Source organism: Pseudonocardia sp. N23, assembly GCF_002583555.1.
Classification (GTDB): domain Bacteria; phylum Actinomycetota; class Actinomycetes; order Mycobacteriales; family Pseudonocardiaceae; genus Pseudonocardia.
On sequence record NZ_BEGX01000029.1, the window covers coordinates 183,075 to 203,937 of the forward strand.

The following is a 20,863-nucleotide window of genomic DNA, read 5'->3' on the forward strand; positions in this document are numbered from 1 at the left end:
TGGGGGCGGCTCACGACCCGGCTCAGCGGACGCTGATCCGCTTCGTGTCGGTCATGGGTGCGCGGCCCGCACCACCGGAGGGGTCGTCCTCGGTCACGACCAGCACGTAGTCGCCCGGTTCGAGGGTCACGCCGAACCGGTAGGGGCTGAACTTCTGGCCCTCCGCGGTCGTCGCGAACCCGGAGGTGACGACGCGCTCGCCCTGGCGCACCTCCCAGGGCAGGGTCGCCTCGAAGACCGCGGCCTCACCGGTGACGACGACCTCGCGGCCGACGGTGGCACCGTCGGCGGGCGAGTCGATCTGCACGAGCGAGCGCACGGCCGTCTGGTCGCCGCGCCCGAGCGGCGCACCGATGTCGGCGAGCCCCCACAGCCGGTCGGCGCGCTGCCCGTAGACGAGCACCCGGACCGGGTCGGTCGACTGCAACGCTCCCTGGACGGTGTAGACGAGCTGTTGCAGCGCAAGGGTCGCAGCCTGCTTCGACCCCGGTGCGCGACCGATCCCGGTCAGGTCGACGACGATCTCCCCGCCGTCGCGGGTCACCGGGCCGCGCGGGGTCACGCCGGTCGGCCACAGCGTGCGGTAGTCGCCGTCGATCGGCGGGGTGCCGAGCATCTCGCGGACGGCCGCGGTGCCCGGGTCGTCGAGGGTGACGGCGTGGAACTCCCGGTGGAGCCGTACCCCGGCCGAGGTGTCCGCTGCGTAGTAGACGGGCAGGGCCCGGGTCGCGGGCGGCGCGCTCGTCGGGGCCTTGGACGTGGTCGGGATGGCGCGGTCGTCGGCGTTCCCGCTGCCGGTGCACGCGGCGACGCCGCCCGCGAGCAGGACCGCGAGGGCGACGACGACGAGCCGCCGAACAGGAAGGGGACGCACGCACACAGGGTGGCCGACCGGGCGCGGACCGTGAAGCGCGGCGCGCCGGACAACCACCCCCGTGAGTGGCGATAGTCGCTGTGGCGACCATCGCCGCTCACGACCTCGGTGCCGTTCCCGTTCCCGTCACCGGTGCCGCCGGCTCCGACCCCGACTGCCGCGGGACGGGCCTGACCAGCCGCGCCCCCGCGGCCGCGACCGCACAGAGCAGCGCGGGCAGCAGGAACGCGACGTTGAGCGGCATGAGCGCCGTCAGCGGGCCGATCACCGCCGGACCGGCCAGCATCCCCAGGTAGCCGAGGCCCGCGACCCGGGCGACGAACGTCCCCGACGTCCGCGGGTCGCCCGTACCCGCGGCGCTGAACAGCTGCGGGACGCAGCCGGAGACGCCGAGGCCGAACACGGTCCAGCCGGCGACCGCGACCGGCACCGACGGCGCCACGACCACCACCGCCAGTCCGACGGCCCCGGTCAGCCCACCCCAGCGCACGACGGCGACTGGCCCGATCCGGGCGGTGACCCGGTCGGCGACGAGCCGTCCGGCCGTCATCGCCACGGAGAAGCCGATGTAGGCCGCGGCGGCGGCCGCGGGAGTGGCGCCGTGCACGGACGTGAGGTTCAGCGTGCTCCAGTCGTTGGCGACGCCCTCGGCCAGGAAGAAGCACAGCGCCAGGACGGCAAGGCCCCAGATCCGGCCGGGTGTGCGACGGCCGCGCCGCGGCGGCACGGGAGCGGCGCCGACCGGCACCTGTTCACGCGGCAGCAGGAACGGCCGGGTCGCCACGGCCACGACCAGGCCCGCCACCGCGACCGTGACCGCCGGGACGACCAGGCCTGCGCCCGCGGCCTGCAGCAGGCCGCCGAGCAGTGCCGCGGCTCCCGCGCCGAGCGAGTAGGTCGCGTGGAACGCCGACATCACCGGCCGGCCCGCGTGCCGCTCGACCTGCACGGCGTGGGCGTTCATCGCGACGTCGAGCGCGCCGTTGCCCAGCCCGAGCAGCAGCAGGGCGATCGCGAGGCCGGCGGCGCCACCCGCCAGGGCGGGTCCGGCCAGCGCGAGGCCGCACAGCGCCGCCGCGGGCGGGGCGACGAGGCGGGCGCCGAACCGGTCGGCCAGCGGCCCGCACAGCTGCATGCCCACGAACGCACCCGCACCGAGGACGAGCAGCAGCAGGCCGAGCAGGGCGTGCCCGACACCGGTCTGCCGTTCGATTGCGGGGATCTGGACGACCCAGGCGCCCATGACGAGGCCGTTCGTCGCGAACAGCGCGAAGGTGGCGACCCGGGCCCGGCGCAGCGGTGTCCGTGCGGCGCTCATGCGGCACCTCGTGTGAGAAGAGTGGCGTTTCAAACATGTTTGCTGTTCAATTTCACGTATGGCAAGTGCGGAGCGGCATCGTCACATCATCGAACTGGTCGCGGCCGCCGGCGAGGCCGGAATCGCCCAGCTCGCCGACGCCACGGGCGCGTCCGAGATGACCATCCGGCGCGACCTCGACGTCCTCGCCGGCCGCGGTGTCCTCGAGCGCTACCGCGGCGGCGCCCGCAGTCTGCTGCGCGGCACCGAGCTCCCCTGGGGCGCCCGCGCCACCGACCGCGCAGACGTCAAACGCCGCCTCGCCCGGCACGCCGCCGCGCTCGTCGCCGACGGCGAGTCCGTCCTCGTCGACAGCGGGACGACCTGCCTCGAGGTCGCCCGCGCGCTCAACGGCCGGCGCCTCACCGTCATGGCGCTGTCGGTGCACGCGCTCTCCGCGCTCACCCCGTCGCCCACGCTGACCGTCCTCGCCGCCGGGGGCGCGGTCCGCCCCGGCGAGCTCGCGTTCGTCGGCCCGCTGGCGTGCGACGCCATCGGCAGGCTGCGCGTCGACACCGCCGTGCTGGGGTGCTGCGGGCTCACCGCCGCCGACGGGCTCACCGCCTACGACCTCGACGAGGCCGCCGTCAAGCAGGCGGCGATCGCATCGGCCCGCCGGGTCGTCGTCGTCACCGAAGGGGCCAAGCTCGGCCGCACCGCGCTCGCGCGCGTGTGCGCGCCACCGGCGATCGACCTCGTCGTCACCGAGGACGACGCGCCCGCCGCCGAGGTCGCGGCCCTCACCGACGCCGGCACCCGGATCGAGTTCGCGACCGGGTGATCGGGCAAGCTCGGCCCATGCCGCTGTTCTCGTTCGAGGGCATCTCGCCCACCGTGCACCCCGACGCCTGGATCGCCCCGACGGCCACCCTGGTCGGCGACGTGCACGTCGAGGCCGACGCCTCGATCTGGTACAACGCCGTGCTCCGCGCCGACTTCGGCCGCATCATCGTCCGCGAGGGCGCGAACGTGCAGGACGGCTCGGTCCTCCACGGCGGCGACGACCCGATCACCGAGGTCGGGCCGGGCGCGACCATCGGCCACCTGTGCGTCGTGCACGGCTGCGTCATCGGCGCCGAGGCCGTCATCGGCAACGGCGCCACCATCCAGGACGGCGCCCGCGTCGGCGCCCGCTGCCTCGTCGGGGCCGGCTCGACCGTCGCCCCCAACAAGGTCATCGACGAGGGCACCCTCGTCCTCGGCGACGTCACCGCATCGCCGCGCGGGCCGCTGACCGGCTCGGCAGCGTGGTGGGTGCGGACCAACCCGGAGACCTACCGGCTGCTCGCCCGCCGCCACCGCGCCGGCGTCGAGCCCGTCTAGGCGAGCGGATCCACGTCGGGCGACGACGCCTGCGCCCAGTACCGGCGGGGGATCCGGCCCGCCCCGTGCGCCGCCCGGCCCGCCTCGACGCCGAGGCGCATCGCGTGCGCCATCCGCTCCGGGTCGCCCGCGCGGGTCACGGCCGTGGCGAGCAGGACCGCGTCGCAGCCCAGCTCCATGGCCTGCGCCGCCTCCGACGCCGTGCCGATCCCCGCGTCGAGCACCACCGGAACTCCGGCCTGTTCGACGATCATCGCGATGTTGTGCGGGTTGCGGATGCCCAGGCCCGTACCGATCGGCGAGCCCAGCGGCATGACCGCCGCGCAGCCCACCGACTCCAGCCGCCGTGCCAGCACCGGGTCGTCGTTCGTGTACGGCAGCACGGTGAACCCGTCGTCGACGAGCTGTTCCGCGGCGTCGAGCAGCTCGATCGGGTCAGGCAGCAGCGTCCGCTCGTCGGCGACGACCTCCAGCTTCAGCAGGTCGGTCTCCAGCGCCTCGCGGGCCAGCCGCGCCGTCAGCACCGCCTCGGCCGCGGTGCGGCAGCCCGCGGTGTTGGGCAGGATCTCGATGCCCAGGCGGCGCAACAGGTCGAGCACACCCGTGCCGGTCGTGGCGTCGATGCGGCGCATGGCCACCGTCGTCAACGCAGTCCCCGACGCCACCAGCGCGCGCTCCAGGACCTCCAGGTTCCCGGCGCCGCCGGTACCCATGATCAGCCGCGACCCGATCTTGCGGCCGCCGATGACCAGCTGGTCGTCACTCATGCTCATCCTCCCTGCACCGCGGTCAGGACCTCGACGCGACTGCCGTCGACCAGCGCGGTCGACGCCCACGCCGCCCGCGGGACGACCTCGGCGTCGACCGCCACCGCCACCCCCGCCCGGGGAGCGCCCATGGCGTCGAGCGCGTCGAGCACGCTGGCGCCCGGACCGAGCTCGTGCTCCGCACCGTTGATCCACACCGTCATGCGTCCACCTTCCTGTTCACACGAGCCGGGTCGGCCGCCCGCACGGCGCCGGACACCTCGTCGCCACGCAGCAGCGCGACGATCCCGTCGGCGGTGACGGGCGCGAGGAGGATTCCGTTGCGGTGGTGCCCGCCCGCCACCAGCAACCCCGTCGGCCCGATCCGGCCAATGAGCGGCAGGTTGTCCGGGCTGCCCGGCCGCAGCCCCGCCGCGACCTCCAGCAGCGCGAACTCCGCGACACCGGGCAGCACCCGCTCGGCGTCGCGCAGCAGGTCCCGCACCCCGCCGACGGTCGGCTCCCGGTCGAACCCCACGTCGGCCTGCGTGGCCCCGATGACGAGCCCCCCGCCGTCGCGCGGCACCGCGTACACGGGCCGCCCGTCGACCAGCGCCCGCACCGTCCGCGTCGGCGCCGGGAACGCGCCGGGGCGATGGCCCAGCCGCAGGATCTCGCCCTTCACAGGCCGCACCAGCCCGTCGAGCGCCGGATGCAGCGCCGACGTGTACGCCCCCGCCGCGACCAGTACCGCGTCCGTGTCGACCACGGTGCCGTCGTCGCAGGTCACGCCCGTCACGCGGGTGCCGTCGTCGGCGACCGCCGTGGCGTTGCGGGCGACGAACACGACGCCCGCCTGCTCCGCCGCAACCCGCAACGCGGCGAGCAACAACCTGTTGTCGACGGCCAGGTCGTCCGGCACCGACAGCCCGCCCCGTACCTCCGGCCCGATCGCCGGTTCGAGCCGCCGCAGCTCCCGGCCCGACAGCCGCTGCACCGGGCGACCGATGCCGTCGAGGTAGGACGCGAGCGTCTCCAGCTCTGCGCGGTCGCCACTGCCCGTGGCCGCGACGACCGTCCCGTCCGCCCGCAGCCCCGGGTCACGTCCCGACGCCTCGGCGAGCCGCGCCGCGAAGCCCGGCCACGACCCGACCGACTCCACACCCAGCGCGAGCAGTGCCTCCTCGCCCGGCCACGCCTCCGTGACCGGGGCCAGCATCCCGCCCGCCACCCACGACGCACCGGACCCCGGCGCCGCGTCGACCAACGTCACCCGGGCACCGTCGACCGCCGCACGCCACGCGCACGAGAGCCCGACGACCCCGCCGCCCACCACGGCCAGTCGCATGCTGCTGTCGATCGTCATCTCCATCCGCTCCCTGCGCCGGCATGACCCGGATCAGGTTCGACGGTCGGGACGGCTCGCGTCCCCTCTCAGCCCGCTGTCCGGGCTCCCGTGCGTCACCTGCCGTCCACCCTACGCCGTAGGGTTCCGCGTCGTGCCCATCCCCGACGGTGATTCCCGGCGCGCACGCCTCGCCGACGCCCGCCTCTACCTGTGCACCGACGCCCGCCGAGCGCGGGGCGATCTGGCCGAGTTCGCCGACGCGGCGCTCGCCGGCGGTGTCGACGTGATCCAGCTGCGCGACAAGGGATCCGACGGCCCCCTCGAGGCCCGCGACGAGCTCGCCGCCCTCGAGACCCTCGCCGAGGCCTGCGCCCGGCACGGTGCGCTCCTGGCCGTCAACGACCGCGCCGACGTCGCCCTCGCCGCCGGTGCCGACGTCCTGCACCTCGGCCAGGACGACCTGCCCGTCGAATGGGCGCGCCGCGTCGTCGGCGACGACGTCGTCATCGGCCGTTCCGCCCACAGCGCTCAGGAGACCGCCACCGCTGCCGACGAACCCGGTGTCGACTACTTCTGCGCCGGCCCCTGCTGGCCCACCCCCACGAAGCCGGGTCGCCACGCCCCCGGCCTCGACCTGGTCCGCACCGTCGCCGGCCGCGAACCCCACCGGCCCTGGTTCGCCATCGGCGGCATCGACCACGCCCGCCTCGACGAGGTCCTCGACGCAGGCGCCCGCCGCATCGTCGTCGTCCGGGTGATCACCGAGGCCGAGGACCCGAAGGCCGCCGCTCGCACCCTGGCCGACCGCCTCCGCGCCTGACCCGCCGATGACCACCGTACGGGGCGGCTGAGCGACGCCGGCGACGTTCCGGCGATCAGGAGCACTCCTGCCGGACGACCACTGCTCCGGGACACGAGCGTCGCCACCGACGCCCATGTCCAACAGTCGACGATCACCCCGAGGGGTCAGCCGTCCGCACCGGAGCCTCCGAGGTTCGGGAGGAGGCCGCCGCCGCGCGGAGCGGTCGGGGCGGCGCCGGTGGTCGTCGGGGGGCTGGTGGTGCGGCTCGCCGGCCCACCACCGTCGGGCTGGTTGCGCTGCGACGGCTGCTGCGTGGCATCGGTCCCGGGATCCTGGCGGCCGTCGTTCGCGCCGCTGGACTCCGGGTCCTGCGGCGGCGCGGTGGTCGTGGGCTCGGCTGCGCCGTCGGCGGGGCGCAGCACCCGGCCGACCGAGGTGCCCGACTCGCCCCCGGAGATCGGCGATCCCTTGATCCATTCGATCCCGGTCACGACGAACAATCCGATCACGAAAGCCAGGACCGCGATTCCGGCCATCACCGCGATCCGCTTCGGCGTGAACCGGGACCCACTCCGGGCGGTGTCCTGGTCGCCCAGCCGGATGGTGCCGTCGGCATCGGCGACGGCGCGGGTCGCGTCGGGGTCGCCACCGTCGCGCGGGGCCGGGAGCGGCGGCATGACGGCGGTCGCCTCGGTGCCGGTGTCGACGCGCCGCAGGCGCACGACCCGGGTTCGGACCGTCCTGGTGGTGGTGTCGAGGCCGCGCTGGAACGTCGTTGTCGCGACGGAGGTCACGATCGCGGCGAGGGCCGCTCCGACCACCGTTCCCGCGACGCCGAAGTACGAGCCGACGACGGCGGTGGTCGCGGCTGCACCGCCACCGGCGATGACCTTGGGAAGGTTGTACTCGGCCCGGGAGATCGCTCGCGCCCGCGCACCGGTGGGTTCGTCGCCCGCGGCGGGGCCGCTCGGAACCGGGTCGCGACGGGTCGGCGGCAGGTGGGGCGGGGCGGGCTGGCCGGCGGGCGGCGTCTGGACGCCGACCCTGCCGCGGTGCAGGTGCCGTCCAGGCCTGCCGTGGCCGGGCGCGAACCCACCGGGCGGGGTGCCACCCGGGCCGTTCCCACCGGACGGAGCGGCGCCCGGGCCGTAGGCGGCCGGCGGCGTTCCTCCGGGACCGGCCGACGCGCCGCCCGGCGAGAGCCGGCCGGGAGGGGTCCCACCGGGCCGGGCTGCGGCAGGCGAGATGCCGCCGGGCGCGGGCGCACCTGCGGCCGGGCCACCAGGGACAGGGCCGGCAGATGCGTACCCGTCCGGGTACGCGGGCCGTGACGCCGGGAGGCCGGCGTGGGCCGGATCGGGCGGCCACGGCAGGCCGGACCGGCCGGCGTCGGGCCGGGCAGCGCTCCGCCGGCCCGGTGACGCGGGGCCGGTGGGGAGCGGGCCGTTCGCGTCGGTGTCGGGGTGTCGGCGCTGCCGGGGAGCCGGCTGCCGATCAGGGTCGGGGTTCGGGGGTGGGGACTGCTGGTACCGCATGGCTCCTGTTCGCGTTCACGTCGGTTCGGTGCGCTCACCGTCTACACCGGGGTCAACGCGACTGAGCCGCAGAACGCGCCCGTTGATCACCGACAGTGAGTGCCTTCACTCTCCTTCGTGGTGCCGGAAGCCGTCGATGTTATCGAACCGTCACCAAGCATCCACCAACGGGGTGGCGACGTCACGACTCTCCGTGATCATTCGGGCGAGTCGGAGATTCCGTCGGCGAACCGTCGACGACGGGGTGCAGCAGGCCCGGATGCCCCTCGGGCAGCGACCGGCGCAGGACCACCCACGAGAGCCCGACACAGGCCGCGACGAGGGGCCACGTCAGCGCGATGCGGGCGATGCCGAGGGCCACGACCTGCCCCGCGGCGAAGAGCGGGAGGAACACGACGAGCCGCACGAGGTACTGCCCGGCCCACACCCAGCTGGCCCGGCCGTAGCCACGCAACAGGTCCGGGTCGCGACGCCAGCGCGTCCGCTGCCCGAGCACGAGGCCGACGATGACGCCCAGCAGCGGCCAGCGGATCACGATCGACACCGCGAAGGCGAGCGCGCTGCCGGCGTTGCTCACGATCTGGACCAGGAAGAAGTCGACGGCCCGCCCTGTCGCGACGGCGACGCCGACGGCCACGGCGACCGGCAGCAGGCCGAGCAGGACCGAGCGCGGCCTACCCCCGCGCACCATCCGGAAGCCCGCCACCAGGATCGCGGCGACGACGGCGGCACCGCCACCCCAGGCGACGGCCGACGGGCTGCCCAGACGGTCGGCGAGGAGCCAGCCGACGACGAAGGCGGCGACGGGGGCGGTCGCGTCGATGGCGCCGTGCCGGCCGCCGAGGATTTCGCGCAGTGTCGGCTCGACGGGTCGAGGGGGAACGGTCACGAGGTAAGGGTGCCCTATTGATGCGATCAGATCACCCCTCTGGCGTTCCGGACCGACTCTGGGTGATCCTGGGGGGAGCATCATCCGACGGTGGGATGACGTCCCGGTGAACGCGTCCGGGACGTCCGGTTGGTGCCGAAGTGGGATCGAGGGGGCAGCACCATGCGCACCAGGAACAGCTACGTCGCGATCGGGGACAGCTTCACCGAGGGGCTCGACGACCTGTGGGACGACGGTTCGCCCCGCGGATGGGCCGACCGTACGGCCGAGCGGTTGGCAGCCGGGCGTCCCGATTTCACCTATGCCAACCTCGCGGTGCGCGGGAAGCTGCTCGACCAGGTCGTCGAGGACCAGATCCCGGTGGCCGAGCGGATGAAGCCGGACCTGATCACGTTCTGTGCCGGTGGCAACGACATCATCGGCATCCGGTGCGACACCGACGAGCTCGTGGCGCGGTTCGACGCGGCGCTCGCCCGGCTCGTGGCCACCGGCGCGGAGGTCGTCATCTTCACCGGCTTCGACCTGCGGAAGATGCACCTGCTGATGCGCAGGCTCCGTGGCCGCGTCGCCTGCTACAACGAACTGATGCGGGCCAGTGCCGAGCGTCACGGCTGCCTCGTCGTCGACCTGTGGGGCATGGACGTGCTGGCCGATCCACGGGCGTGGAGCCAGGACCGGCTGCACCTGACGCCGGAGGCACACGAGCGCGTGTCGCTGCGGGTCCTCGAGGCCCTGGGCGAGCCCGTCCCGGCCGACTGGCGCACCCCGTGGCCCACGGCCGAGGCGCCGGGCTGGCGGACGCGGCAGCAGTCGGACCTCGTGTGGTTCCGCGACCACGTGATGCCGTACGTCCGCAAGCGGTTGCAGGGCATCGCGATCGGCGACGGCTACCTGCCCAAGCGCCCAGAGCTCTCCCCCGTCGTCCGCCTCGACGACACCCTCGGCTCCCGCGACTCCCGCCGGGTCTGACCCGCCCTACCCGTACGACGCCGGCCCCACCCGGACAGGGTGGGGCCGGCGTCGGGGGGAGCCCGTCAGTGCGGCACAGGCGTGAAGTCGCGTGCGCCGATGAACTCCGGCCGCGGCTCGGGCGCGGAGAACGGCGCGACACAGGCGTTGTCGACGCTGTTGAACACCACGAAGATGTTCGACCGCGGGTAGGGCGAGATGTTGTCCGACGAACCGTGCATGCAGTTCGAGTCGAAGAACGTCGCCGACCCCGCGGTGCCCGTGAGCATCGCGATGCCGTGCCGGTCGGAGAGCACCGTCAGGCTGTCCGGGTCCGGGGTGCCGATCTCCTGCTCCTTCAACGACGCCCGGTAGTGGTCCTTCGGCGTCTCACCGACGCAGGACACGAACGTCCGGTGCGAACCCGGCATGATCATCAGGCAGCCGTTGTAGGCGTAGTTCTCCGTGAGCGAGATGGAGCAGCTCACCGCACGCGGGACGGGCATGCCGTCCTCCGCGTGCCAGGTCTCGAAGTCGGAGTGCCAGTAGAAGCCGCCACCACCGAACCCGGGTTTGTAGTTTATCCGGCTCTGGTGGACGTAGACCTCCGAGCCCAGGATCTGACGGGCCCTACCGGCGACGCGTTCGTCGGCGACCAACCGCGCGATCGCGTCGCTGATGCGGTGCACCTCGAAGATCGAGCGCACCTCGTCCGACGTCTTCTCCACGACACATCGTTCGTCGCGGCGGACATCCGGGTCCGTCGCCAGCCTGTCGAGCTCGGCTGCGTACCCGGCGACCTCGGCCGGCGTGAGGAGCTGCGGGACCTGCACGAACCCGTCCCGTTCATGCGCCTCGAGCTCTCCCACCCCGAACATCCCGCCTTCGGGGCCGCCCCAGACGGCCGGCTCCGCACGATCGATCAGCGACACGCCCGCCGCGATGCGTGTGGGGTACCGGTCGCCGGTCCGTCGATCACCGCCGACAGCAGCGGTCATTCAGCTCGCCTCCTCCACTTTCGCTTTCCGGGTGCCGGTCGCCTCGTCGGGGTTGATCCTGATCAGCGGGTACACGCCGTTCTCGTCGTGCACCTCGCGCCCCGTGACCGGCGGGTTGAACACGCAGACCGTCCGCATCTCGGTGCGGGGACGGAGCTGGTGCCGCTCGTTGCCGTTGAGCACGTAGATCGAGCCCGGCCCGAGCTGGTGGGTGATGTCGTTGTCCTTGTCGTACAGCTCGCCCTCACCCGCGGTGATGAAGACGGCCTCGATGTGGTTGGCGTACCAGAAGTCGTTGACCGATCCCGCGTCGAGCACGGTCTCGTGCACCGAGAAGCCGACACCGTCGTCGGCGAGCACGATGCGCTTGCTGCGCCAGTTCTCGGTCTTGACGTCGCGCTCGGTGTCGGTGATCTCTGCAAGCGTCCGGACGATCACGGTCAGGCCCCCTTCACCACGGTGCGGACGGACTCGGCGATCGTCGCGAGTCCTTCGTCGAGCTCGGCGTCGCTGACCGTCAGCGGCGGCAGCACCTTCATGACCTCGCTGTCCGGGCCGGCGGTCTCCATCAGCAGACCACGCTCGAACGCCGCGGCACAGACCTTGGCGGCCTGCTCGGGCTGCTCGAACTGCAGGCCCCGCGCGAGACCACGACCCTTGACCGTGATCCCGGCCTCGCAGTTGTCGGCCGCGATCCGCTGGAAGACGGCGTCGACGTGCTCACCCTTCGCCAGCGTCGAGCGCTCGAGGGTGTCATCGGACCAGAACTCGCGCAGCGCCGCGGTGGCGGTCACGAACGCGGGGTTGTGACCGCGGAAGGTGCCGTTGTGCTCACCGGGCCCCCACTGGTCGAGCTCCGGCTTGATCAGCACGAGCGCCATCGGCAGCCCGTAACCGGAGATCGACTTGGAGATCGTGACGATGTCGGGCTCGATCCCGGCGATCTCGAAGGAGAAGAACGGGCCGGTGCGCCCGACGCCCATCTGCACGTCGTCGACGATCAGCAACATCCCGTGGCGTTTGCACAGCTCGGCCAGGGCCTGCAGCCACTCGATGCGCGCCGGGTTGATTCCACCCTCGCCCTGCACGGTCTCGACGATCACGGCGGCGGGCTCGTTGAGCGACGATCCCTGGTCCTCGAGCAGCCGCTCGAACCACAGGAAGTCGGGGACCTGGCCGTCGAAGTAGTTGTCGAACGGCATCGGGGTGGCGTGCACCAGGGGGATCCCGGCGCCGCCGCGCTTCATCGAGTTGCCGGTCACCGACAGCGCGCCCAGGGTCATGCCGTGGAACGCGTTCGTGAAGTTGATCATCGCTTCGCGGCCGGTGACCTTGCGTGCCAGCTTGAGCGCGGACTCGACGGCGTTGGCGCCGGTCGGGCCCGGGAACTGCACCTTGTAGTTCAGCCCGCGCGGCTGGAGGACGACCTGGCGGAAGGTCTGCAGGAACTCGCCCTTGGCCGTGGTGTACATGTCCAGGCCGTGGGTGATGCCGTCGCGCGTCAGGTACTCGATCAACGGTTTCTTCAGCGCGGGCGGGTTGTGTCCGTAGTTGAGCGCGCCCGCACCGGCGAAGAAGTCGAGGTAGGAGTTGCCGTCGACGTCGGTGAGGCGGCTGCCGCGGGCGGTGTCGAACACGACCGGCCAGTTGCGGCAGTAGCTGCGGACCTCGGACTCCAGCTCGCCGAACACGGCGGTGTCGTCAGGTCGTCGGACCGTCGGGGTCGAACCGGCGGTGGGCGTCTCGCGCATCGGGGTCCCCAGGGTCGTGGAGTTCGGGTCGTCGTCGGTCGTGCGGGGAGATCCGGGCAGGTCGGTCGTCGTCATCTCACGCCTCGGGTCGGTCGTGACCGGCGGGCAGCCGGCCGTGATCGTTCGTGATCGGGGGTGTCGAACGCCGCTGGGATCAGGCCGCGAACGGGCCGATGCGGTGCAGGATCTCGGGCTCGTGGTCGTCGCCGAGCAGGTCGGCGGAGAAGAGCTCGGACGTCACCAGCGGGGCGTCGCGACGCTCGGCGAACGCCGAGAACAGCCGCTCGGACGCATCGTTGCCGGGGGTGATCGTGGTCTCGAGGTGGTCGACGCCGGGGACGGCGTCGACCAGCTCGTCGAGCATCCGGCCCGCGACGCCCAGACCACGGGTGGCGGCGTCGACGGCGACCTGCCAGACCACGAGGGTGTCCGGCGAGTCGGGACGGCGGTAGCCGGTCACGAAGCCGACGGGCGCGCTGCGGGGGTCGTCCAGGCGCGCCAACACCGAGGTCTCGGCGAAGTCGCGGCACCAGAGCAGGTACGCGTAGCGGGAGTTCAGATCCAGCACCTTCGACTCGGCAGCGAGCCGGGAAACGTCCACACCGTCATCGACGGTCGGTCGCGAAATCAGCACGGTCGGGGCTGTGCTCGAACGATGGTCGAGGTCGCTCAGGTCTACTGCCATGATGAGTGAAAGTAACAACCAAGTTGCCCACGTGCAGCCGTCGTGAGGCGGCGACCTGCGGAAACACGGAAATTCTGTGAGGTGGTCCACGGATATGTTTAGCCGCCGCAGCGATCGGGAACCGGTCGTCGACCGACCCCGTGAGGGCGCCGATATCGCCGGTCCACAATGCTGCGGCGGAAGCGTCCTCAGGCCATCACGAAACCGCGATATCCATCCTTCGCGACGTCCTCGCAGGTCCCCGCGTACGACGCCATTCCGCCTGCATAGGGCATGAAGACGCGTGGCTTGCCCGGCACGTTGGCGCCCAGGTACCAGGAGGTCGACGCACGCGGCAGCAGCGTCCGGTTCGCGGCCCGTTGCACCTCGTCACCCCACTCCTCCTCCGCGGCCTCCGTCGTCTCGATGCGGGTGAGGCCGCTGTCACGGGCGTGCTCGAGCGCACCGGCGATCCAGTCGACGTGCTGTTCGATGCACGTCGGCATGTTGGTGAGCACCGACGGGCTGCCCGGTCCGGTGATCGTGAACAGGTTCGGGAAGCCCGCGACCTGAAGCCCCAGGTAGGTCCTCGGGCCCTCGGCCCAGCGGTCGCGCAGGGCGACGCCGTCGCGGCCGCGGATGTTCATGCGCAGCAGCGGGCCGGTGAGCGCATCGAAGCCCGTCGCGAACACGATGGCGTCGAGCGGGTACTCCTGCTCGGACGTGCGCATGCCGGTCGGGGTGATCTCCTGGATCGGCGTGGCCCGGACGTCGACGAGCGTGACGTTGTCGCGGTTGTAGGTCTCGAAGTACCGGGTGTCGATCGGCGGCCGCTTCGTCGCGAAGCCGTGGTCGTCGGGCAGCAGCCGTTCCGCGACCTCGGAGTCCTTGACGACCTCACGGATCTTGTCGCGGATGAAGTCCGACGCGGTGTCGTTGGCGGACTGGTCGGACAACAGGTCGGCGTAGGCCGCACGGAAACGCAGACCGCCGAACTCCCACGCGGACTCGTAGGTGGCCGAGCGCTCCTCGTCGGCGACCGCGAGCGCGGAGGTCTCGCTGATCAGGAACGGATGGCCGTTCGTCGAGGAGCGCTGCACCGCACGGATCTCGGCGTAGTCCGCCTTGATCTTCGCGGACACCTCGGGCGGCATCGGGCCGTTGCGGGCCGGGATGGAGTAGTTCGGGGTGCGCTGGAAGACGGTGAGGTGCTCGGCCTCGGCGGCGATCACCGGGATGGCCTGGATACCCGTCGAGCCGGTGCCGACGATGCCGACGCGCTTGCCGGTGAAGTCGACCTTCTCGTGCGGCCACTGCCCGGTGTGGAACCAGTCGCCGTCGAATGCGTCGAGACCCGGGATGTCGGGCACGTTGGCCGACGACAGGCAACCGACCGCGGTGACCAGCCAGCGGGAGGTCCAGGTGCCACCGTCCTCGGTGCCGACGGTCCAGCTGCCCGCGGTGTCGTCCCACAGGGCCGCGGCGACCCGGGTGTTCAACCGGATGTCGCGGCGCAGGTCGAAGCGGTCGGCGACGTGGTCGAGGTAGCGCAGGATCTCGTCCTGCCCGGCGTAGCGCTCCGACCAGGTCCACTCCTGCTGGAGGTCCTCGTCGAACGAGTAGGAGTAGTAGTAGCTCTCCGAGTCGCATCGGGCACCCGGGTAGCGGTTCCAGTACCAGGTGCCGCCGACACCGTCGGCGGCCTCGAGCACGACCGCGCTCAGGCCGAGACGGCGCAGCCGGTGCAACATGTACAGGCCGGCGAAACCGGCGCCGACGACGACCACGTCGACGGTCTGCTCTTCGGTCATGAGTCCCTCCTCATCGAGGGTGCGGCTCGACGCCGTCGGACGCACGTCGGAGCGGCGGACAGGGGTCGTCATTAGTGTAACGACCGTTCCACGAAACCGCGGCTCCGTGACACCGGAGCAACTCGAACCCGACGAGTCGCAGGGCGGGAGGGTCAGTACGCCGGGCGGTATCCGGGGTAGGTGAGCTCGGGGCGGTCGACGATCACCCGGCCCAGCGGGACAAGCGACACCGGGATCAGCTTGATGTTGGCCCACGCCAACGGGATCCCGATGATCGTCACCGCCAGCGCGATCGCCGTCGCCAGGTGCCCGAGCGCGAGCCACCAGCCCGCGAAGATGAACCAGATGACGTTGCCGACCACCGACGGGGCGCCGGCGTCGGGCCGGCGGACCAGGTCACGGCCGAAGGGCCACAAGGCATAGTTCGCCATCCGGAACGAGGCGAGCCCGAAAGGGATCGTCACGATCAGGATGCAGCAGACGACACCCGCGACCGCGTAGCCGATCGCGAGCCACACCCCGCACAGCACCAGCCAGATCACGTTGAGCACCGTGCGCATCGTGGGTCCACCCTCTCACCCGGCGCGTTCGTCCGGACCGTCCAGTGTGCCCGTGACCGGCGAGCACTCGCCACCGACGCCCCGTCCGGCCACGACCGACGACCGCGGGCGCATGCGGACGGCGCCGCGGGGTACGCGGCCGGCACCGGACCGGCGAGAGGTGATCGCGATGACGCAGGAGTTCCGCAAGGGCGACAAGGTCCGCTGGAAGAGCCACGGCGGCACGGCGGAGGGCGAGGTGGTCCGGAAGATCACCTCCGACACCGGGGCGGGCGGCCGGACGGTGCGCGCGTCGGAGGAGGAGCCGCAGTACCTGGTGCGCAGCCGGAAGAGCGGCGGCGAGGCCGTCCACAAGCCCGACGCGCTGGAACGGACATGACGCAATAGATCATGGCCGGTGGGGGTTGGACCGGACATGAGCCGTAGCGTGAGGATTCCCGGTCCGGACCACCCGATCACGGTCGAGCCCGGTGGCGTGCGCGTCGTCGTGACGGCGGGCGGGCACGTCGTCGCCGACTCGACGCGGGCGCTCGCCCTGCGCGAGGCCGACTACCCCGTCGCCTACTACGTGCCGCGTGACGACGTCACCCCCGGCGTCCTGTCCGACAGCGACACCACGACGTACTGCCCGTACAAGGGCGACGCCTCCTACGTCACGGTGACGACGCCGGAGGGGGCGGTCCCTGACGCCGCCTGGAGCTACGTGGAGCCCTACGACGCCGTGGCGCCGATCGCCGGTCACCTGGCGTTCTACCCCGACCGCGTCGAGATCGTCGTCCAGGACTCCTGAACCGCACGGTTCCCCGCGGGACCGAGGAAAGCGTCACGCTGACCTCGGCCTCGTTTCTGTGCGATGTTGGAACCGTGCACGGCTCGACGCAGGTCACGAGGCGCACACGGGTCCCCGTGCCCGTGGGTGGCCGGGTGCCCGCTCGCGGGCCCGGCGACGTGCTCGTCGGCAGGCTGTGGCTCGACGGCTTCGGATCGCCCGCCGGGTTCTGACGCCCGGCGCCGCCACCGCGGCGCTCGTCCGCGTCCCTGCCGGTCCGACCCGAAGGCCACACCGTGTCCGACACCCCCTTGCACCTCGGCGTCTCCCTCGACGGCGCCGGCCGCCACCCCGCCGCCTGGCGTGAGCCGGGCGCCCGGCCCGACGAGCTGTTCACCGCGGGCTACTGGGCCGATCTCGTCGCCGAGGCCGAGCACGGTCTGCTCGACCTGGTGACGATCGACGACTCACTCGGCCTGCAGTCGGCCGACCCGTTCGCCGCCGACGACCGCGTCGACCAGGTCCGCGGCCGCCTCGACGCGTCGATGCTCGCCGCCCGCATCGCGCCGCTGACCGCGCACATCGGGATCCTGCCGACGGTCGTCGTCACCCACACCGAGCCCTTCCACGTGTCGACGACCATCGCGACGATCGACTACGTCAGCAGTGGCCGCGCCGGCGTCCAGGTGCGGGTGGCCGCCCGGCCCGACGACGCCGCGCTCCTCGGCAGACGCACCTTCCCGGCCGACCGCGACGCCCTGCTGCGCGAGCTGTTCGACGAGGCCGCCGACGCCGTCGAGGTCATCCGCAGGCTGTGGGACAGCTGGGAGGACGACGCGATCGTCCGCGACGGCGCGACGGGCCGGTTCGTCGACCGGGAACGCCTGCACTACATCGACTTCGAGGGTCCGCGGTTCAGCGTGCGCGGGCCGTCGATCACGCCGCGGCCGCCGCAGGGCCAGCCGGTCGTCGCCGCACTGGCGCACCGCGCGGAGCCGTTCGCGCTGGTCGGGACATCGTGCGACATCGGCTTCGTCACCCCGCGCGACGCCGCCGACGCCCGCGGCATCGTCGCCGCGATCCGGGAGGCCCAGGCGGGTGCGGGTCGCGAGGCCGAGACCGTACACGTGTGGGCCGACCTCACCGTCGTCCTCGACGACGACGCGGCCGCCGCCCGCGACAGGCTCGCCCGGCTCGACGCCACCGACCCCTGCACCGACGACGCGCGGGTCGTCGCCGGGACACCGGCCGAGCTCGCCGACCTGCTCGTGGAGCTGGGCGAGGCCGGGCTCACCGGCTTCCGGCTGCGCCCGGCCGTGCTGCCCGACGACCTGCGGCACATCACCCGCGGGCTCGTCCCCGAACTGCAACGGCGCGGCCTGTTCCGCACCGCATACGAGGCGACGACGCTGCGCGGGCACCTCGGCCTGCCCCGTCCCGCCGACCGCTACGCGACCGCCGACACCGCAGGGAGCCACTCGTGAGCCGCAGGCAGATGCACCTCGCTGCGCACTTCCCCGGCGTCAACAACACGACGGTCTGGAGCGAGCCCGAGTCGGGCAGTCAGATCGAGTTCGCCTCGTTCGCGCACATGGCGCGCACCGCCGAGCGCGCCAAGTTCGACTTCATCTTCCTCGCCGAGGGCCTGCGGCTGCGCGAGCAGAACGGGGCGATCTACGACCTCGACGTCGTCGGCCGCCCCGACAACGCGACGATCCTCGCCGCGGTCGCCGCCGTCACCGACAGGCTCGGGCTCGCCGCGACGATCAGCTCCACGTTCAACGAGCCCTACGAGGTCGCGCGCCGCCTCGCCTCCATCGACCACCTGTCGGGCGGGCGCGCGGCGTGGAACGTCGTGACCTCCTGGGACAAGTTCACCGGCGAGAACTTCCGCCGGGGCGGCTACCTCGCCCAGGGCGACCGCTACCTGCGCGCCAAGCAGTTCCTCGACACCGTCATGACGCTGGTCGACTCCTGGCGCGGCGACGAGATCGTCGCGGACAAGGCCACCGGCGAGTTCCTGCGCGACGCCGGCGCGGGCCGGTTCGACGTGGCCGTCGACCAGTTCGACATCCGCGGCCGGTTCTCGGTGCCGCGCAGCCCGCAGGGACGACCCGTCGTGCTGCAGGCGGGCGACTCCGACGAGGGCCGCGAGTTCGCCGCCGCGAGCGCCGACGCGATCTTCACCCGGCACGGCTCGCTGGAGGCCGGGCAGGCGTTCTACACCGACGTCAAGCGGCGGCTCGCGGCGTACGGTCGCAGCGAGGACCAGCTCAAGATCCTGCCCGCCACCACGTTCGCGCTCGGCGACACCCAGGCCGAGGCCGAGGAGCGGGGGCGCCGGATCCGTCGCCAGCAGGTGAGCGGCCAGACCGCGCTGCGCTTCCTGGAGCAGGTGTGGAACCGCGACCTGTCGCACCTCGACCCCGACGGACCGCTGCCCGAGATCGACCCGCTCGTCGTCGACGCCGACTCGCCGCGGGTCTCGCAGGGCCGCGCCGCCGACCGGATGTACCGCGACCCGCTGGCGACCGCGAAGGAGTGGCGCGAGCGCGCGGCCGCCGGGAACCTCTCGATCCGCGACCTCATGACCGAGGTGACGTCGCGGCAGTCGTTCGTCGGCACCCCGCTGGGGATCGCGGAGCAGATGGAACGGTTCGTCGAGCAGCGGGCGTCCGACGGGTTCATCCTGGTCCCGCACATCACGCCCGGTGGCCTCGACGACTTCGCCGACCGCGTGGTGCCGATCCTGCAGGAGCGCGGCTCGTTCCGCGCCGACTACACGGGGACGACGTTGCGCGACCACCTCGGCCTGGCCCCGCTCGACGCCCGCAGCGTCGTCTGACCTGCCGATCCATCCGCCGCCGCTCGCGAGAGGACCACATGTCGCCCCTTCTGCAGATCGTCGTCGGCAGCACCCGGCCGGGCCGCGTCGGCGCGCCCGTCGCGGCCTGGATCGCCGAACAGGCGAGAGCCCACGGCGGCTTCGACGTCGAAATGCTCGACCTCGCGGAGATCGACCTGCCGATGTTCGACGAGCCCATCCACCCGGTGCGCGCCCAGTACTCCAACGACCACACCAAGCGGTGGTCGGCCACGGTGGCCCGCGGCGACGCCTACGTCTTCGTGACGCCCGAGTACAACGGCTCGTACCCCGGCTCGCTCAAGAACGCGATCGACTTCCTCAACCACGAGTGGCGCTACAAGCCGGCGGGCGTGGTGTCCTACGGCGGCGTCTCCGCGGGCACCCGGGCGGCCGTGGCACTGCGGAGCGTGTTGTCGACGCTGCGGATGGTCCCGGCCGTCGACGCCGTGAGCATCCCGTTCGTCGGGGAGAAGATCGCCGAGGACGGCACGCTCGTCGCCAACGACGTCATGGTCGCCGCGGCCAAGACGATGTTCGACGAGATCGAGCTGCTCCGCACCGGCATCGCGCCGCTGCGGCCCGGCGCCTGACGGGCCCGCGGAACACCGTCGGTGTCTGCGGGGTTGGGGGCGACATGACCATCGCGATCGTCGCCACCGCGTTCGGTGGGCCCGAGGTGCTGTCCGCCACCGAGATCGAGGTCCCCGTCCCCGGACCGGGCGAGGTCACCGTCCGGGTCCGGGCCACGTCGGTCAACCCCATCGACCAGAAGCGCTTCAGCGGCCTCATGGGCGCCGACCCCGCGGCGCTGCCGATGCGCCTGGGCAACGAGGCCGCGGGCGTCGTCACGGCGGTCGGTCCCGACGCGCAGGGCCCCGCTGGTCCGGTCGCGGTCGGCGACGAGGTCGTCGTGTACCCGGCCCCGGGCTCGTACGCCGGGGAGATCACGGTCGCGGCCACGGGCGTCGTCCCCAAGCCTCCGCAGGTGTCCTGGGAGGTCGCCGGGTCGGTGATGGCCGTCGGCGCCACCGCCGTGCACACCCTGGAGGCCGCCCGCGTGGGCGAGGGCGACACCGTCGTCGTCCACGGCGCGTCCGGCGGGGTGGGCTCACTCGTCACGCAGCTGGCGCTGGCCCGGGGCGCCACCGTCATCGCGACGGCGAGCAAGCGCCACCACGACACCCTGCGCGGCTACGGCGCCGTCCCGATCGTCTACGGCGACGGCCTGGCCGACCGGATCCGGGCGGCCGCACCGTCGGGTGTGGACGCCGCGATCGACACCGTCGGCACCGACGAGGCCGTCGACACGTCCCTGGAGCTCGTGGCCGACCGCGGACGCGTCGTCTCCATCGTCGCGTTCGGCCGCGCCTCCGAGGGTTTCCGGCTGCTCGGCGGCGGCCCGGGCGCCGACCCGGGCACCGAGATCCGGTCCAACGCCTGGCGCACACTGCTCCCCGCGGTCTCCGAGGGCTCGCTGCGCGTCGTCGTGGCCGCCACGTTCCCGCTGACGGGGGCGGCCGACGCGATCACGTTCGTCGGGACGGGGCACGCCGGAGGCAAGGTCGTGCTCGTGCCCTGACGCGCGGTACGTGCCGCCCGGACCCGGCGCCCGCCACCCACTC

The 20,863-nt window shown here is 72.8% G+C and carries 23 protein-coding genes and 1 riboswitch; of the genes, 10 read left to right on the plus strand and 13 right to left on the minus strand.

Annotation, left to right across the window (positions count from 1 at the left end; translation table 11 throughout):
• Positions 1-22: 22 nt before the first annotated feature.
• Entirely contained in the window at positions 23-874 is an 852-nt protein-coding gene (locus TOK_RS10015) for a Gmad2 immunoglobulin-like domain-containing protein (protein WP_172457509.1), read from the minus strand.
• Between the two features lie 97 nt (positions 875-971).
• A complete protein-coding gene (locus TOK_RS10020) occupies positions 972-2,192 on the minus strand; it encodes an MFS transporter (protein ID WP_098957516.1) in 1,221 nt (406 codons plus the stop codon).
• 58 nt (positions 2,193-2,250) lie between these two features.
• Here TOK_RS10020 and TOK_RS10025 point away from each other — a divergent pair, with 58 nt between their 5' ends.
• Both TOK_RS10025 and TOK_RS10030 read left to right on the plus strand, forming a co-directional pair.
• Positions 2,251-3,012 carry a DeoR/GlpR family DNA-binding transcription regulator gene (locus TOK_RS10025; protein ID WP_098957517.1) on the plus strand — a complete coding sequence of 254 codons (762 nt, stop codon included), beginning with the start codon at positions 2,251-2,253 and terminating at the stop codon, positions 3,010-3,012.
• Between the two features lie 17 nt (positions 3,013-3,029).
• Positions 3,030-3,554, plus strand: coding sequence for a gamma carbonic anhydrase family protein (locus TOK_RS10030; protein ID WP_098957518.1), 525 nt, complete (start codon positions 3,030-3,032; stop codon positions 3,552-3,554).
• On the opposite strand, the gene TOK_RS10035 is transcribed toward TOK_RS10030, so the two are convergent.
• The 3 genes from TOK_RS10035 to thiO form a co-directional block, all read right to left on the minus strand.
• Entirely contained in the window at positions 3,551-4,321 is a 771-nt protein-coding gene (locus TOK_RS10035) for a thiazole synthase (RefSeq protein WP_098957519.1), read from the minus strand. The two genes, TOK_RS10030 and TOK_RS10035, sit on opposite strands and share 4 nt — an antisense overlap.
• 2 nt (positions 4,322-4,323) lie before the next feature.
• Positions 4,324-4,524, minus strand: a complete 201-nt coding sequence (gene thiS / locus TOK_RS10040) for a sulfur carrier protein ThiS (RefSeq protein WP_098957520.1) — start codon at positions 4,522-4,524, stop codon at positions 4,324-4,326.
• A complete protein-coding gene (thiO, locus tag TOK_RS10045; protein WP_098957626.1) occupies positions 4,521-5,666 on the minus strand; it encodes a glycine oxidase ThiO in 1,146 nt (381 codons plus the stop codon). Before thiO ends, thiS begins: the two co-directional genes overlap by 4 nt.
• Positions 5,660-5,768, minus strand: a riboswitch (TPP riboswitch). (Overlaps the previous gene by 7 nt.)
• 31 nt (positions 5,769-5,799) lie before the next feature.
• Here thiO and thiE point away from each other — a divergent pair.
• Positions 5,800-6,468 (plus strand): thiamine phosphate synthase, encoded by a 669-nt coding sequence (gene thiE / locus TOK_RS10050; protein WP_098957521.1) that lies wholly within the window; start codon positions 5,800-5,802, stop codon positions 6,466-6,468.
• Between the two features lie 146 nt (positions 6,469-6,614).
• Here the strand turns inward: thiE and TOK_RS10055 are convergent, their stop codons facing one another.
• Both TOK_RS10055 and TOK_RS10060 read right to left on the minus strand, forming a co-directional pair.
• Entirely contained in the window at positions 6,615-7,985 is a 1,371-nt protein-coding gene (locus tag TOK_RS10055) for a hypothetical protein (RefSeq protein WP_098957522.1), read from the minus strand.
• A 181-nt stretch (positions 7,986-8,166) separates the two neighbouring features.
• Positions 8,167-8,874: a DUF3159 domain-containing protein gene (locus TOK_RS10060; RefSeq protein ID WP_253258291.1), complete on the minus strand. Its 708-nt coding sequence runs from the start codon at positions 8,872-8,874 to the stop codon at positions 8,167-8,169.
• 162 nt (positions 8,875-9,036) lie between these two features.
• Between TOK_RS10060 and TOK_RS10065 the strand changes: the two genes are divergently transcribed.
• Positions 9,037-9,843: an SGNH/GDSL hydrolase family protein gene (locus TOK_RS10065; protein ID WP_098957523.1), complete on the plus strand. Its 807-nt coding sequence runs from the start codon at positions 9,037-9,039 to the stop codon at positions 9,841-9,843.
• A 65-nt stretch (positions 9,844-9,908) separates the two neighbouring features.
• On the opposite strand, the gene thpD is transcribed toward TOK_RS10065, so the two are convergent.
• From thpD to TOK_RS10095, 6 genes are all read right to left on the minus strand, one after another.
• Positions 9,909-10,820 (minus strand): ectoine hydroxylase, encoded by a 912-nt coding sequence (gene thpD / locus TOK_RS10070; protein WP_098957524.1) that lies wholly within the window; start codon positions 10,818-10,820, stop codon positions 9,909-9,911.
• On the minus strand, positions 10,821-11,258 hold the full coding sequence (locus TOK_RS10075) for an ectoine synthase (protein ID WP_098957525.1): 438 nt from the start codon (positions 11,256-11,258) through the stop codon (positions 10,821-10,823).
• Positions 11,259-11,260: 2 nt separating this feature from the next.
• A complete protein-coding gene (gene ectB, locus TOK_RS10080) occupies positions 11,261-12,571 on the minus strand; it encodes a diaminobutyrate--2-oxoglutarate transaminase (protein ID WP_253258305.1) in 1,311 nt (436 codons plus the stop codon).
• A 154-nt stretch (positions 12,572-12,725) separates the two neighbouring features.
• Positions 12,726-13,256 carry a diaminobutyrate acetyltransferase gene (ectA, locus tag TOK_RS10085; protein WP_098957527.1) on the minus strand — a complete coding sequence of 177 codons (531 nt, stop codon included), beginning with the start codon at positions 13,254-13,256 and terminating at the stop codon, positions 12,726-12,728.
• Positions 13,257-13,444: 188 nt separating this feature from the next.
• Positions 13,445-15,046 carry an NAD(P)/FAD-dependent oxidoreductase gene (locus tag TOK_RS10090; RefSeq protein WP_098957628.1) on the minus strand — a complete coding sequence of 534 codons (1,602 nt, stop codon included), beginning with the start codon at positions 15,044-15,046 and terminating at the stop codon, positions 13,445-13,447.
• Between the two features lie 152 nt (positions 15,047-15,198).
• Positions 15,199-15,606: a YccF domain-containing protein gene (locus TOK_RS10095; protein ID WP_098957528.1), complete on the minus strand. Its 408-nt coding sequence runs from the start codon at positions 15,604-15,606 to the stop codon at positions 15,199-15,201.
• A 169-nt stretch (positions 15,607-15,775) separates the two neighbouring features.
• Between TOK_RS10095 and TOK_RS10100 the strand changes: the two genes are divergently transcribed.
• The 6 genes from TOK_RS10100 to TOK_RS10125 all read left to right on the plus strand — a co-directional run bounded on the left by TOK_RS10100 (position 15,776) and on the right by TOK_RS10125 (position 20,820).
• Positions 15,776-15,985 (plus strand): DUF2945 domain-containing protein, encoded by a 210-nt coding sequence (locus TOK_RS10100; RefSeq protein ID WP_098957629.1) that lies wholly within the window; start codon positions 15,776-15,778, stop codon positions 15,983-15,985.
• A 36-nt stretch (positions 15,986-16,021) separates the two neighbouring features.
• Positions 16,022-16,396, plus strand: coding sequence for a DUF427 domain-containing protein (locus TOK_RS10105; protein ID WP_098957529.1), 375 nt, complete (start codon positions 16,022-16,024; stop codon positions 16,394-16,396).
• A 275-nt stretch (positions 16,397-16,671) separates the two neighbouring features.
• Entirely contained in the window at positions 16,672-17,859 is a 1,188-nt protein-coding gene (locus tag TOK_RS10110) for an LLM class flavin-dependent oxidoreductase (protein ID WP_098957530.1), read from the plus strand.
• A gap of 11 nt (positions 17,860-17,870) precedes the next feature.
• A complete protein-coding gene (locus TOK_RS10115; protein ID WP_098957531.1) occupies positions 17,871-19,220 on the plus strand; it encodes an NtaA/DmoA family FMN-dependent monooxygenase in 1,350 nt (449 codons plus the stop codon).
• A 38-nt stretch (positions 19,221-19,258) separates the two neighbouring features.
• Positions 19,259-19,831, plus strand: a complete 573-nt coding sequence (locus TOK_RS10120) for an NADPH-dependent FMN reductase (protein ID WP_098957532.1) — start codon at positions 19,259-19,261, stop codon at positions 19,829-19,831.
• A gap of 44 nt (positions 19,832-19,875) precedes the next feature.
• Complete coding sequence (locus tag TOK_RS10125) at positions 19,876-20,820, plus strand: NADP-dependent oxidoreductase (protein WP_098957533.1); 945 nt, start codon at positions 19,876-19,878, stop codon at positions 20,818-20,820.
• Positions 20,821-20,863: the final 43 nt, after the last annotated feature.

Bases quoted from the DNA above. Each gene is read 5' to 3' on its own strand.
- TOK_RS10020 (WP_098957516.1), bottom strand. From the start codon at position 2,192: ATGAGCGCCGCACGGACACCGCTGCGCCGGGCCCGGGTCGCCACCTTC.
- TOK_RS10025 (WP_098957517.1), top strand. From the start codon at position 2,251: ATGGCAAGTGCGGAGCGGCATCGTCACATCATCGAACTGGTCGCGGCC.
- TOK_RS10030 (WP_098957518.1), top strand. From the start codon at position 3,030: ATGCCGCTGTTCTCGTTCGAGGGCATCTCGCCCACCGTGCACCCCGAC.
- TOK_RS10035 (WP_098957519.1), bottom strand. From the start codon at position 4,321: ATGAGTGACGACCAGCTGGTCATCGGCGGCCGCAAGATCGGGTCGCGG.
- thiS (WP_098957520.1), bottom strand. From the start codon at position 4,524: ATGACGGTGTGGATCAACGGTGCGGAGCACGAGCTCGGTCCGGGCGCC.
- thiO (WP_098957626.1), bottom strand. From the start codon at position 5,666: ATGACGATCGACAGCAGCATGCGACTGGCCGTGGTGGGCGGCGGGGTC.
- TOK_RS10055 (WP_098957522.1), bottom strand. From the start codon at position 7,985: ATGCGGTACCAGCAGTCCCCACCCCCGAACCCCGACCCTGATCGGCAG.
- TOK_RS10065 (WP_098957523.1), top strand. From the start codon at position 9,037: ATGCGCACCAGGAACAGCTACGTCGCGATCGGGGACAGCTTCACCGAG.
- thpD (WP_098957524.1), bottom strand. From the start codon at position 10,820: ATGACCGCTGCTGTCGGCGGTGATCGACGGACCGGCGACCGGTACCCC.
- ectB (WP_253258305.1), bottom strand. From the start codon at position 12,571: ATGCGCGAGACGCCCACCGCCGGTTCGACCCCGACGGTCCGACGACCT.
- ectA (WP_098957527.1), bottom strand. From the start codon at position 13,256: ATGGCAGTAGACCTGAGCGACCTCGACCATCGTTCGAGCACAGCCCCG.
- TOK_RS10090 (WP_098957628.1), bottom strand. From the start codon at position 15,046: ATGACCGAAGAGCAGACCGTCGACGTGGTCGTCGTCGGCGCCGGTTTC.
- TOK_RS10095 (WP_098957528.1), bottom strand. From the start codon at position 15,606: ATGCGCACGGTGCTCAACGTGATCTGGCTGGTGCTGTGCGGGGTGTGG.
- TOK_RS10100 (WP_098957629.1), top strand. From the start codon at position 15,776: ATGACGCAGGAGTTCCGCAAGGGCGACAAGGTCCGCTGGAAGAGCCAC.
- TOK_RS10105 (WP_098957529.1), top strand. From the start codon at position 16,022: ATGAGCCGTAGCGTGAGGATTCCCGGTCCGGACCACCCGATCACGGTC.
- TOK_RS10115 (WP_098957531.1), top strand. From the start codon at position 17,871: ATGCACCTCGCTGCGCACTTCCCCGGCGTCAACAACACGACGGTCTGG.
- TOK_RS10120 (WP_098957532.1), top strand. From the start codon at position 19,259: ATGTCGCCCCTTCTGCAGATCGTCGTCGGCAGCACCCGGCCGGGCCGC.
- TOK_RS10125 (WP_098957533.1), top strand. From the start codon at position 19,876: ATGACCATCGCGATCGTCGCCACCGCGTTCGGTGGGCCCGAGGTGCTG.